This window comes from Allobosea sp. 05T433, from assembly GCF_056396065.1.
This window is the reverse complement of record NZ_JBFTKS010000004.1, coordinates 251,078-263,894: the sequence shown is the minus strand read 5'-3', so window position 1 is coordinate 263,894 and position 12,817 is coordinate 251,078. Positions and strand designations below refer to the sequence as shown.

Sequence of the window (12,817 nt, the reverse complement as noted above, 5' to 3'; positions counted from 1 at the left end):
GCATCGCGGCAGGGCTCATGCGATCTCAGCGCCCAGCCCGTTCATCAGGCTGATGAAGGTCGGGAAACTGGTCGCGATCATCGCTCCGTCATCGACCTGCATCGGTTTCTGCGTCGCCAGCCCCATGACGAGGAAGCTCATGGCGATGCGGTGATCGAGATGGGTTGCGGCCGTGCCGCCCCCCGTGACCTTGCCGTTTCCGCCCTCGACGACGAGGTCGTCGCCTTCGATCCGGCAGGTCACGCCCGCGGCCTTCAGCCCGGCCTCGACAGCGGCGAGCCGGTCTGATTCCTTGACGCGCAGCTCCTGAAGCCCCCGCATCCGGGTCGTGCCGCTGGCAAAGGACGCGGCGACCGCGAGGACCGGATACTCGTCGATCATCGATGGCGCGCGCTCCGGCGGCACCTCGACGCCCGTGAGGGCGCCGGAGCGGACGCGCAGCGTCGCGACCGTCTCGCCGCCTTCATTGGCCTCGCTCTCGACCGTGATGTCGGCCCCCATCTCGCGCAGCGTGGTCAGCAGCCCGCTGCGGAGCGGATTGGTCATCACGCTCTCGATCAGGATGTCGGAGCCCGGCACGATCAGCGCGGCGACCAGCGGGAAGGCGGCGGAGGAGGGGTCGGCAGGCACCACGATCGGCGCTGCCTGCAATTCGGGCTGGCCCGTCAGCACGATCCGCCGGCCATGGGCCCCCTCGGGGGTCACCCGCACCTCGGCGCCGAAATGCGCTAGCATCTTCTCGGTATGGTCGCGCGTCGCTTCGGTCTCGATCACCGTGGTCTCGCCCGGGGCGGCGAGGCCGGCGAGCAGAACGGCCGACTTGATCTGCGCCGAGGCGACCGGTGTGCGATAGGTGATCGGCAGCGCCTCCTTCGGCCCGCGGATCGTCAACGGCACGCGCCCGCCCTCTTCCTGCGACAGGATGGTGGCGCCCATCAGTTCGAGCGGATCGAGGATACGCCGCATCGGCCGTTTCCTGAGCGAGGCGTCGCCATCGAAGGTGGTGGTGATCGGGTGCGCGCCGCAAACGCCCATCATCAGGCGCGAGCCGGTGCCGGCATTGCCGAAATCGAGCAGGCCGGCCGGCTCCCTCAATCCGCCAACGCCGACGCCCTGGACGCGCCAGGCGCCGGGTCCGTCATGATGCACGATGGCGCCCAGCGCGCGGGCCGCGTCGGCTGTGCGCAGCACGTCCTCGCCTTCGAGCAGGCCGGTGACCTTGGTCTCGCCGATGGCGAGCAAGCCGAAGATCATCGCGCGATGCGAGATCGACTTGTCGCCGGGAACCCGGACACGGCCGGAGAGCGGGCCGGAGGCCCGGGCGGTGACGGGAGTTGGGTGCTGCGCGTGGGCCACGTCGATCGTCTCTGGCTGCTTGATCTTGGACGCTGGCTGCCTAGCATGGCCACCCGTCGCGCGCCACGCGCGAGACGCGAATCAAATCAGCATTTGACAGGGCCGGCCGGCACGACTAACGGACGCGCCTGCTTTTCAAAACATGAATGAATGAAGGTCCGACGCAGTGGCGAAACCGGAACTTGGTACCAAGCGCGTTTGCCCGACCACGGGACGCAAATTCTACGACCTGAACAAGGACCCGATCGTCTCGCCCTATACGGGGCAGGCTTTCCCGCGTTCGATGTTCGAGCCGCAGGCCAAAGCGGCGGCGGTTGTCGCCAAGGAAGCGGATGACGAGGACGAGACCGAGGCCGCTGACGGCGCGGTCGAGCTTGTCTCTCTCGATGAGGCCGATGCCGAAACGAGCGAGAAGGACGCGGTTGTCACCAGCGAGGACGACATCGAGGTCGAGGACGACATCGCTGCCGAGGAAGACGACACGTTCCTGGAAGAGGACGAGGAAGGCGACGATGACGTCTCCGATCTGATCGATGGCGACATCGAGGGTGACGAGGACGTCTGAGGACAAAAAATATTTCTGCGATATAGGTGCTTGTGTCTTCTGCCGAGCCCGCCTATAGAGCCCTCCGTCGCGACAGTGACGACGCGGACATCGCCGGGCTTCGAAGTTGAAGCCACTCCTGCGGTGTCCGGGAATTTGCCGGTTGACCCCCAAATCAATCGGCCAGCGTGGGGCCATAGCTCAGTTGGGAGAGCGCTTGAATGGCATTCAAGAGGTCGGCGGTTCGATTCCGCCTGGCTCCACCAAATTTTCCGATCCGGATCACGAACTCACCGAGAGTGGACGGGTCGCATCTGCGGCCTTGATCGCCGGCCGCCGCGCTCGGCCCTCAGGCTTTCTCAGAGGCCGCCGAACAGATCGTTCCTGAGAATCAGCTTCGCGGTCGCCCGACCATGCCGGCAATCTCAGCCCGAAGGCCCGACTCTCCGAAGAACCATCGATTCGCTGGTATGCGTCGGTGAGATCATTGATTCCCCCAATTTGTCATTGCCCCCTCAGTAGGGCAAAGGGCTTGCCTGCAATGGGGAGAGGCAGGCCATGCGATCGCAGATCAATGCGCGCCTGAAGCTGCGGCAGATCGAGATCGCCATTGCCGTGGCCGAGCAGGGCAGTTTCCTGGCCGCGGCCCACGCGCTCAGCATCACGCAGCCCGCAGTGTCGAAGGCGGTGCAGGATGTCGAGCTGATCGTCGGCCATCCCATCTTCGACCGGATGGCCCGCGGCGTGATGATCAATCCCTTCGGCCGTGCCGTTGTCGAGCGTGGCCGGGCCATGCTGTCGCTGGTCGAGCGACTCACGGACGATATCGGGCTGATCGAGCAGGGGCAGGCCGGCACGCTCGTCATCGGCGCCCTGCCGACTGCGGCGACGAGCGTGCTGCCGCCGACGCTCGGCCGGCTGCGCGCCTCCAATCCCGAGTTGAACATCAGGCTGGTGCAGGGGCGCACGGCGGAGCTGATGCCGCAGCTGGAGAGCGGCAAGCTCGATCTGATCGTCGGGCGGCTCTACGAGCTCGAAACCGCCCATGATGTTCACCGCGAGACGATCTATCACGAGCCGATCTCGGTCCTGGCACGGGCCGGTCATCCCTTGCTCGACCGCCCCGGCAGCGCGGGAGCGGAGCTCGGGAAGTTCGGCCTCGTACTGCCTTCGCTGGAACAGCGCCTCGGTCAGGAGATCGATGCGGTGATCGCCTATTCCGGATTGGAGATGCTGGCCGCGCCGCTGCGTTCGACTTCGATTTCCTTCATCCGCGAGCTCGTTCTGTCGAACGACTATGTCACCATCCTTCCGCGGTTGATGCTCGCCGGCGATCTCGGCCGCGGTGCCGTCAGGATATTGCCCGTTCCCATGGTCTCAGGCAGCCGGCCGGCCGGAATCATCACATTGCGCCATCGTCGACGGTCGCCGAGCGTCGGGGCCCTGCTGGCGGCGCTGCGAGACCATCTGCGCGAATTGCGGGCGACCGGCCTCCTCGACGAGGACGGCGCCTCGCCGGATACGCTCACCGGCATGTGATATTCCCGGCACTTATAGCTCTTGTGAACCAGCACATGAAGACGCGACGGGCATCCTGCGGATAGCGTTCCGGCGTCTCATCCGCAGGTTCGCAGCTCATGCTTCAACAGACGACAAGACAATGCGTATCCGAGCATTGCCTGGACATTCTCTTCCGCGAGGCACGAACCTATTACGGTTGGCTGCCGAAGGCGGTGAGCGACGCGCAGCTGCGCGAGCTCTACGAACTCGCGCGGATGCCGCCGACGAGCAGCAATATCAGCCCCCAGCGCATCGTCTTCGTCGTCTCGCAAGAGGCCAAGGAGCGGCTGCGGCCCGGGCTGAAACCCGGCAATGTAGACAAGACCATGGCGGCGCCGGTGACCGCGATCCTCGGCATCGACAGCCGCTTCTTCGATCATCTGGAGCGCCTGGCGCCGCATGCGGTCGACAAGCGCGCGGGCTATCTCGCGGATCCCGACCTTGCTGCCCGGGCGGCCTTTCGCAACGCGACCCTGCAGGGCGCCTACCTGCTGATGGCGGCGCGTGCGCTGGGGCTCGATTGCGGCCCGATGTCCGGAGTCCTGCATGATGTCGTGGACGCCGAATTCTTCCCAGGCGGTGAGGTCAGGTCCAATTTCCTGATCAATATCGGTCATGGCGACCCGGCGAGCGTCAGGCCGCGCGCCGCGCGGTTCGACTTCGACGATATCTGCCAGATTCTCTGATCGCGGAGGGCATCATGCCGCAAACCGTTTCTCCGCGCACCAACCCGCCGCGACTCTGCTTCATCGGCTTCGGCGAGGCCGGTCAGGCCTTCGCCGGCGGCCTGCTCGAAGCCGGCATCGTCGAGATCGCCGCCTTCGACACCGCGGGTACGCAGGAGCGCGTCCGCAAGCCGGCAGAGCACCTGGGCGTCCGCCTCGCCGACAGCCTCGAGGCCGCGCTGGCCGGTGCCGATTTCGTATTCTCGGCCGTCACCGCAGCCGACAGTCTCGACGCCGCCCGCCAGGTTGCGCCGCATCTTGTATCCGGCCAGGTCTTCGTCGACGTCAATTCGGTCTCGCCCGGCCGCAAGCGCGAGGCGGCCGCAGCCTTTGCTTCGCCTGGTGCCTATCTCGATCTCGCGATCATGGCGCCGGTTCACCCCAAGCGCCACGCCACACCTTGCCTGGTCGCCGGCGAGGCGGCCGAGCGCTTCATCGCGATCTTCGGTGGCTTCGGCATGGAACTCGGGCCGGCGGGTCCGCAGATCGGCTCGGCAACGATCATCAAGATGATCCGCAGCGTCATGGTCAAGGGGCTGGAGGCGTTGACCTATGAGTGTTTCATGGCGGCGCGTGTCGCCGGAATCGACCCGGTGATCCTCGACTCCCTCGGGCGCAGCTATCCTGGCCTCGATTGGCCAAAAGTCGTTCCCTACAATGTCAGCCGTATGCTGCAGCATGGCGTCCGGCGTGCCGCCGAAATGCGCGAGGTCGCGCTGACGCTTCGCGAGCTTGGCATCGACCCGGCCGTCACAGAGGGCGTCGTCCTCCAGCAGGAACGACTCGGGCGCCTGCCGTTGCAGGCCGAGCCCGAAGACGGTTTCGCGATGCTCGATGCCGTACGCGCCGCACTCTCCGGGCAGAAGCCGGAGCCCTCATAGTCGCGAAAGTTATAGCTGAAGCCCGAAACACCGCGAAGACCGCTCCGGGCGAAGCCGATACCCAATAAGCAAGCAAGAAAATGCGCCGGCGCAGCAAGCCGGCGCGACCGGCCTCGCCGGAAGGGGAGACAGACGATGGACCAGGACATGCGCGACCCGATCGCGCCAGCAACTGCAAGCGCATCGCCCGATGTCTTGCCGCGGAACCGGAACCTCTACATCAACGGCAGCTGGCGCGAGGCGGCCGAGACCGGCGGTCTCGAACTGACCAGCCCGGCGACGGGCGCGTCGCTCGGCTTCGTCGCGCAGGCTGGAAGCAGTGATGTCGATGCCGCGGTCCGGGCCGCTGGCGCCGCCTATCGCGGCTGGCGGAACGTCGCCCCGGCCGAGCGCGCCAAGATCCTCAGGCGAATCGCCCAGATCGTCCGCGACAACGCGCGGGAACTCGCGCTCATCGACGCAATCGACGGCGGCAATCCGGTCCACGAGATGCTCGGGGACGTTGCCAACGCCGCCTCTCAGCTTGATTTCTTCGCCGGCCTCGTCACCGAGATGAAGGGCCAATCGGTGCCGCTCGGCCGCGACTCGGTCAATTTCTCGGTGCGCGAGCCGCGCGGCGTCATCGGCCGCATCATCCCGTTCAACCACCCGTTCATGTTCTGCGCCGCCAAGTCGGCTGCGCCGCTCGCGGCTGGCAACACCGTCATCGTCAAGCCGCCGGACCAGGCGCCGCTGAGCGCGCTGCGCTTTGCCGAGCTGATCGACGGGGTGCTGCCTCCCGGCGTCTTCAACGTACTCCCAGGCGGTCGCGAGGCCGGAGCGGCGCTTGCCGCCCATCCAGGCGTCGCGATGATCTCGCTCATCGGCAGCGTCCAGGCCGGGCGCGCCGTCATGAAGGCCGGTGCCGATACCATCAAGCCGGTCCTGCTCGAACTCGGCGGCAAGAATGCGCTGATCGCGCTTGCCGATGCCGATCCCCACGAGGTCGCGGCCGCCGTGGTCGCCGGCATGAACTTCATCTGGTGCGGCCAGTCCTGCGGCTCGACCAGCCGGGCCTTCATCCACGAGGCAATCCACGACGCGGTCGTGGCGCGTATCGCCGAGCGTGTGAAGCAATTCCGCCCCGGCGATCCGACCGATCCGGCGACCACGATGGGCGCCATCATCAGCCGTGCCCAGCTGGACAAGGTGATGGGCTTCATCGCGGACACCAAGGCGGAGGGCGCGAGCCTGCTTTGTGGTGGCGGCCGCCCGCTCGATCCGGCGCTCGCCAACGGCAATTTCGTCGAGCCCACCGTGTTTACCGAGGTGACGCCTGCGATGCGGCTGGCGCGCGAGGAGGTCTTCGGACCGGTTCTTGCGGTCTTCCGCTGGTCGGACGAGGCAAGCATGCTCGAGACCGTCAACAGCGTCGAATACGGGCTGACCTGCTCGATCTGGACCAATGACGTCCGCAACGCGCACCGTCTCGCCGGCGAGGTCGAGGCCGGCTTTGTCTGGATCAACGAGGTTTCGCGGCATTTCCTCGGCACACCCTTCGGGGGCTACAAGCAATCCGGGTTGGGCCGCGAGGAATGCCTCGAAGAATTGCTCAGCTACACCCAAGAAAAGCACATCCACGTCAACCTGAAGCGGCCGGCAAGAAGCTGACAGGAGCGATCGGAAAGACTGCGTGACTGCTCGCGGGTCATAAAAATACATAAACGGAGGGATAAACATGCGTAGTCTCACTGGCGCCACCGCCCGCCTCGTCGGAGTCGGTATCGCACTTTCGGCTTCTGCCGGCCTCGCCTCGGCGCAGGCGCCGGCCTACCCGTCCGACCGCATCAACATGACGGTCGCCTTTGCCGCCGGTGGCTTCGTCGATACCTTCGCACGCATTGTCGGCCAGAAGCTCAACGAGAAATGGGGCAAGGCGGTCACGGTCGAGAACAAGGCCGGCGCCGGTGGCAATACGGCGGCCGCCATCGTCGCGCATGCAAAGCCCGACGGGCTGACGCTGCTCGTCACCTCGACGGCGATCGCCATCAACGAGACGCTCTACAAGAAGCGCGACTACGCGCTCGATCAGCTCATCCCGGTCGCCCTTGCGGTTTCGTCGCCGGAGACGATCGCGACGCATCCGTCGAAGCCCGGCAATCTGAAGGACTATCTCGCCTGGGCCAAGAAGGAGGAGATCACCTTCGCCAGCGCCGGTGTCGGCTCGGGCTCGCATCTGGCGACCGAGTATTTCCTGAAACGCCTCGCCATGCAGCCGGCCTCGCATATCCMCTTCCGCGGCGGCGCGCTCTCGGTGCAGGCGGCACTCGGCAACCAGGTCGACATGGTCGCTTCGTCCTTCGGCATCATCCCGCAGGTCGCGGAGGGTAAGCTCAAGGGACTGGCCGTTGCGAGCGAGACGCGTGTCGCGGCGATGCCCGATGTTCCGACCTACACCGAGTCCGGATTCCCCTTCGTCGCCGAATCCTGGGTCGCCGTGCTCGCCCCGGCCAAGACGCCGCCGGCCATTGTCGAGCAGCTCAACGCCGCGATCAACGAGATCGTCAGCGAGCCGCAGACGCGGGAGAAGCTCCTCGGCATGGGCTACCAACTCCATGTCCGCTCGGCTCCCCAGGTCGCGACCTATCTGAAGGCTGAGGTCGCCAAATGGGGCGAGATGGTGCGCACCGTCGGCGTGACCGTCGAATGACGCCGAGCCGGCCGCAACGCGCCGCCTCCCAAGCCAGGGCGAAACTGCCATGAGCCAGTCCGAGCCTCTCCCCCGGTGGAAACGCGCCGTGCGTTCTCCGCAGAATCTGGTCTCCGGCCTGATCCTCATCGCAGCGGCGACCGTCGTCGTGTTGATGCTGGGCAATCTCGCGCAAGGCACGCTGCGCGTCATCGGCCCGGCCATGGTGCCGCGCTGGACGGCGATAGCGATCGGCATCGGCGGTGCTGTCCTCGTCGTGCTGAGTTTCATCGAGGATGGCGACGCGCTCGAACGCTGGCATCTGCGCGGGCCGGCCTTCGTGCTGGCCGGAATCGTGCTCTTCGCCGCGACGATCCGTGAGCCCGGCTTCATCGTCGCGGCGCCTCTTGCCATGCTCGTCGCCGGCTTCGGCTCGCGTGAGGTCAGGCCGCGCGAGCTCATTGTCTTTGCGCTGGCGATGACGGTCGCCTGTGCCCTTCTGTTCCGCTTCGCGCTTAACCAGCCGATCCCGATGCTGGTGCTCCCGTCGTTCTCGATCAACTTCTGAGGCGCGCATGGAACTCCTGCAGAATCTCGGCCACGGCCTCGGCATCGCGCTGTCGCCGACCAATATCCTGCTCTGCTTTGCCGGCTGCATGCTGGGGACGCTGATCGGCGTCCTGCCTGGCATCGGCCCGATCGCGACCATCGCGATCCTGCTCCCGCTGACCTTCGGGCTCGATCCTACCGCCGCGCTGATCATGCTGGCCGGCATCTATTACGGCGCCCAGTATGGCGGCTCCACCGCCTCGATCCTGCTCAATATCCCCGGCGAGTCGAGCGCTGTCGTCACCGCAATCGACGGCCATGAGATGGCGCGCCAAGGCCGAGCGGGCATCGCGCTCGGGATCTCGGCGATAGGCTCCTTCGTCGCCGGCACGATTGCGACACTGGTGATTGCCGCCCTCGCCGCGCCGTTGGCCAGCATCGCGCTGATCTTCGGGCCAGCGGAGTACTTTGCGCTCATGCTGATGGGGCTCGCATTCGCAGTCCTGCTGGCGCGCGGATCCGTGCTCAAGGCCGTGGTGATGATCCTGGTGGGCGTGCTGCTCTCGACTGTCGGGCCAGACCTGACAACCGGCCAGCTCCGCCTCACCTTCGGAGCGACCTGGCTCGCCGACGGTATCGAGATCGCCCTGCTCGGCATGGGGCTGTTCGGCATCGCCGAGGTTTTTCGCAGCCTCGAGCATGGCGAGTCACGGCAGGTACGCCAGACCCATATCGGCCGGCTGCTGCCTGGCCCCGAGGAATTGCGCGCTTCGGCCAAGCCGATCCTGCGCGGAACCCTGCTCGGCTCGATCCTCGGCATCCTGCCGGGCAACGGCGCCGTGCTCGCGCCCTACGCCTCCTACACGCTCGAGAAGAAGCTGGCCCGCGATCCGCGCCGCTTCGGCCGCGGCGCGATCGAGGGCGTCGCCGGGCCGGAATCGGCCAATAATGCCGGAGCTCAGACCTCCTTCATTCCGCTGCTGACGCTCGGTATCCCGCCCAATGCGGTGATGGCCCTGATGGTCGGCGCAATGACGATCCACGGCATCGTACCCGGCCCGCAGATCATGACCAAGATGCCCGACCTGTTCTGGGGGCTGATCGCCTCGATGTGGGTCGGCAACCTGATGCTGCTGGTCATCAATCTGCCGGCGGTCGGGCTCTGGGTGAAACTGCTGAAAGTGCCGTATCGCCTGATGTTCGTCGGCATCGTCATTTTCTGCTGCATCGGCGTCTACTCGATCAACAACGAGCCGGCCGACATCCTGATCATGGGAGCGCTGGCCGTGTTCGGCTACGGCCTCACCAAGTTCGGCTTCGAGCCGGCGCCGCTGACCCTCGGCTTCGTGCTCGGACGCATGATGGAGGAAAACCTCCGTCAGGCACTGATGATCTCGCGCGGCAACCCCATGACCTTCGTCGAGCGGCCGATCGCCGCCATCCTCATCCTGATCGCGTTCGCCATGCTCACCGTCGCCATCCTGCCGGCGATCCGTAAGGGCCGCGACGAGGTCTTCAGCGAATAAGCGCGACAGCCAGATGGACATGACCATGCAGACCGAGGGGGGCGCCGTGGCGCCGGCGACCGAAAGATGGGGCAGCGACGTCGTTGCCGAGACGATCAGGGCGCTGGGCTACAGATATGTCGCACTGGTTCCAGGCGCGAGCTTCCGGGGCCTGCATGACAGCCTGGTGAACCACCTCGGCAACCATGACCCGGCGATGATCGTCTGCCTGCACGAGGAACACGCGGTGGCGATCGCCGACGGATTCTCGCGGGTGGCGCAGGAGCCGATGGCCGTCATCCTGCATTCCAATGTCGGGCTGATGCATGCGACGATGACGATCTTCAACGCCTGGTGCGATCGCCGGCCGATGCTGATCCTCGGCGCGACGGGCCCGGTCGACGCGCATCGCCGCCGGCCCTGGATCGACTGGATCCACACTGCGCGCGACCAGGGCGCGCTGGTCCGGCATTACACCAAATGGGACGACCAGCCGGCCTCGGCCGAGGCCGCGGTCGAATCCGTGCTGCGCGCCGACCAGATCGCGCGGACCGCTCCGACCGGCCCGGTCTATGTCTGCCTCGACGCCGAGATGCAGGAAAGCCGGCTCGACCGCGCGGTAAGGGTCCCCGATATCCGCCGCTTTGCGCCGCCGCGGCCGGCCGCGGCTCCCGCCGAGGACATCGCTCGGACCCTGGACATCCTGCGCAATGCGCGTGCGCCCCTGCTCCTGATCGGCCGGGTCTCGCGCCATGCCGGCGATTGGCAACGCCGTATCGCATTGGCCGAGCGGCTGGGGGCGACGGTTTTGACGACCACGCATAATGCATCAGGCTTTCCGACCGAGCACCGGCTTCATGCGCTGGCCCCGGTCGGCGAGCGCCCGAACGACGCCGAGCAGCACTTGCTGCGCGAGGCCGATGCCATCGTCAGCCTCGACTGGCACGATCTGGCCGGCTTCCTCAGCGCCCGCTGCGGTGCCTCGCAGACGCAGGAGCCGCTGACGACCGCGATCGTCCACTGCTCGCTCGACGGCCATGTCGCCAATGGCTGGAGCATGGACCATCAGGCATTGCCGGCCTGCGATGTCAGGATCGCGGCCGATCCGGATCGCTTCGTCAGCCAGTTGCTGGAGGCTGCCGGTACGGATTGGCAACCGGCGCCGTCACTGGTGTCCGAAGGCAGCCACTGGACGCAGATAGCCTCGGAGGGCCCGGACCGTACCGCGCCCTTCAACGCCGAACAGATGGCCTTCACGATCTCTGCCTTCGCGCGCGATCGGGAGGTGACGTTCGCCCGTCTCTCCTTCGGCTGGCCGCGCAGCGCCTGCCGGTTCCGCACGCCACTGGATTTTCTCGGCAAGGATGGCGGCGGCGCCGTCGGCACAGGGCCTGGCCACACGATCGGCGCCGCGATTGCGCTGAAGGGCAGCGGCCGGATGACGATTGGAGTCATCGGCGACGGCGATTACCTGATGGGCGTGAACGCACTCTGGACAGCCGCGCATCAGCGCGTGCCGATGCTGCTCGTCGTCGCCAATAACCGGTCCTATTTCAACGACGAGGTCCATCAGGAGCGCATGGCACGCCAGCGCGGCCGGCCGGTCGAGAACAAGTGGATCGGCCAGCGGCTGGATGATCCGGCGCCCGACATCATCGGGCTGGCGCGCGCGCAGGGTTTCGAAGGGGCTGTTTCGGTCCGTAGCGTCGACGAGCTGCTCGCCGAGCTGGAGCGGGGCGCTGCCGTTGTCGCGGCCGGCGGTCGCTACATCATCGATGCGCTGATCATCCCCGGCTATTCCGACCGATGAACGGGCCCCTGGGAGAGGACACGCGGCTCACCGTCGGCTGCGGCGCCTATGACCGGACCTGGCCGCTGATTGCGGGCATGTTCCGGCCGAAGGGCTATACGCTCAATTGGTCGGTGCTCCCGCCGGAGGAGGTCTTCCTGCGCGGCATGCTTGGAGGCGAGTTCGACATAACCGAGATGTCGCTCTCGACCTACCTCCTGCTGCGCTCGCGCGGCACCTGTCGCTATCTGGGGCTGCCGCTGTTCGTTTCGCGCAAATTTCGCCACAGCGCGCTCTATGTCCGCAGCGATTCCGGGATCGAGCGGCCGGAGGATTTCGCCGGCCGGCGCGTCGGCGTCCCGGAATATCAGCTCACGGCCAATGTCTGGGTGCGCGGCCTCCTCGCCGACGAATATGGCGTCCGGCCGGAAGCAGTCCATTGGATCATCGGCGGCATCGATGCGCCCGGTCGCGAGGAGAAGGTGCCGGTCACCCTGCCCGCCCGGTTCGAGACGACGCGGCTGCCCGCCGGCGAGACGCTCTGGCAGTGGCTGCTCGAGGGCAAGCTCGATGCCATCATCGCGCCGCGCGCGCCGAAGGCCTTCGCCGACGGGCATCCGGCGATCCGGCGGTTGTTTCCGGATGTTCCGGCGGCTGAGAGGGCCTATTTCCGAAAGACCGGCCTGTTCCCGCCGATGCATCTGATCGGCATCCGTTCCGACATCGCCGATCGCCATCCCGACCTGGCTGCGTCGCTGACCGTGGCCTTCGAGCAGGCCAAGGCCTTCGCCGCCAACGAGCTGCATCAGTTTGCCTATGACACGGCGATGCTGCCCTGGCAGGAGGCGGCGCTGCGCCAGACCGAAGAGGTCATGGGCAAGGATTACTGGCCCTATGGGATCGAGCCCAACCGCACGGCGATCGAGGCCATGGCCCGCTATTCCCGGGAACAGGGGCTTACCGACAGATGTCTCTCGATCCCGGAGATCTTTCCGAATCACCGCTGAGGGATCCTCAGTGGCGCCAGGCGCCAACGCCGCTCCGTCTGGCCGACAGGCGCAGTGAGCGAAGGCCAGTGCCGGGCAGATTGCCGCGCGCAGCTCAAGGACGGGATTCAGCGGCTGCTGAGTCCGACGCCAACGCGCGGATATTCGCCCGCGAAGGCTTGCTTCGCCTTGGCCATGACCGCCCGCACCGCCTAGTATCAGGCAAATCGGCTCGTGAAATGCTGGCGGCGGGC

General features: G+C 66.5%; 11 protein-coding genes and 1 tRNA gene. 11 read left to right on the top strand and 1 reads right to left on the bottom strand.

What is annotated here, in order from left to right; genetic code table 11:
- Positions 1-15 precede the first annotated feature (15 nt).
- On the bottom strand, positions 16-1,356 hold the full coding sequence (gene aroA, locus AC1DGP_RS07610; RefSeq protein ID WP_441491977.1) for a 3-phosphoshikimate 1-carboxyvinyltransferase: 1,341 nt from the start codon (positions 1,354-1,356) through the stop codon (positions 16-18).
- 166 nt (positions 1,357-1,522) lie between these two features.
- Here aroA and AC1DGP_RS07605 point away from each other — a divergent pair, with 166 nt between their 5' ends.
- From AC1DGP_RS07605 to AC1DGP_RS07555, 11 genes are all read left to right on the top strand, one after another.
- On the top strand, positions 1,523-1,921 hold the full coding sequence (locus AC1DGP_RS07605) for a TIGR02300 family protein (RefSeq protein ID WP_113515648.1): 399 nt from the start codon (positions 1,523-1,525) through the stop codon (positions 1,919-1,921).
- Positions 1,922-2,090: 169 nt separating this feature from the next.
- Positions 2,091-2,166 (top strand) — tRNA-Ala (locus AC1DGP_RS07600).
- 292 nt (positions 2,167-2,458) lie between these two features.
- Complete coding sequence (locus AC1DGP_RS07595) at positions 2,459-3,439, top strand: LysR substrate-binding domain-containing protein (RefSeq protein WP_476831937.1); 981 nt, start codon at positions 2,459-2,461, stop codon at positions 3,437-3,439.
- Positions 3,440-3,537: 98 nt separating this feature from the next.
- Positions 3,538-4,146, top strand: coding sequence for a malonic semialdehyde reductase (locus tag AC1DGP_RS07590; RefSeq protein WP_441491975.1), 609 nt, complete (start codon positions 3,538-3,540; stop codon positions 4,144-4,146).
- A 14-nt stretch (positions 4,147-4,160) separates the two neighbouring features.
- Positions 4,161-5,066 carry an NAD(P)-dependent oxidoreductase gene (locus AC1DGP_RS07585; RefSeq protein WP_476831936.1) on the top strand — a complete coding sequence of 302 codons (906 nt, stop codon included), beginning with the start codon at positions 4,161-4,163 and terminating at the stop codon, positions 5,064-5,066.
- Between the two features lie 135 nt (positions 5,067-5,201).
- On the top strand, positions 5,202-6,716 hold the full coding sequence (locus AC1DGP_RS07580; protein WP_476831935.1) for an aldehyde dehydrogenase family protein: 1,515 nt from the start codon (positions 5,202-5,204) through the stop codon (positions 6,714-6,716).
- 67 nt (positions 6,717-6,783) lie between these two features.
- The gene (locus AC1DGP_RS07575; RefSeq protein ID WP_476831934.1) at positions 6,784-7,755 is read left to right on the top strand and encodes a Bug family tripartite tricarboxylate transporter substrate binding protein; all 972 of its coding nucleotides are present in this window, start codon (positions 6,784-6,786) and stop codon (positions 7,753-7,755) included.
- An 88-nt stretch (positions 7,756-7,843) separates the two neighbouring features.
- The gene (locus AC1DGP_RS07570) at positions 7,844-8,302 is read left to right on the top strand and encodes a tripartite tricarboxylate transporter TctB family protein (protein ID WP_476767762.1); all 459 of its coding nucleotides are present in this window, start codon (positions 7,844-7,846) and stop codon (positions 8,300-8,302) included.
- Between the two features lie 7 nt (positions 8,303-8,309).
- On the top strand, positions 8,310-9,809 hold the full coding sequence (locus AC1DGP_RS07565; protein ID WP_441491970.1) for a tripartite tricarboxylate transporter permease: 1,500 nt from the start codon (positions 8,310-8,312) through the stop codon (positions 9,807-9,809).
- A 19-nt stretch (positions 9,810-9,828) separates the two neighbouring features.
- Positions 9,829-11,598 carry a thiamine pyrophosphate-binding protein gene (locus tag AC1DGP_RS07560; protein ID WP_476831933.1) on the top strand — a complete coding sequence of 590 codons (1,770 nt, stop codon included), beginning with the start codon at positions 9,829-9,831 and terminating at the stop codon, positions 11,596-11,598.
- Positions 11,595-12,584 carry an ABC transporter substrate-binding protein gene (locus tag AC1DGP_RS07555; RefSeq protein WP_441491968.1) on the top strand — a complete coding sequence of 330 codons (990 nt, stop codon included), beginning with the start codon at positions 11,595-11,597 and terminating at the stop codon, positions 12,582-12,584. Before AC1DGP_RS07560 ends, AC1DGP_RS07555 begins: the two co-directional genes overlap by 4 nt.
- Positions 12,585-12,817 lie beyond the last annotated feature (233 nt).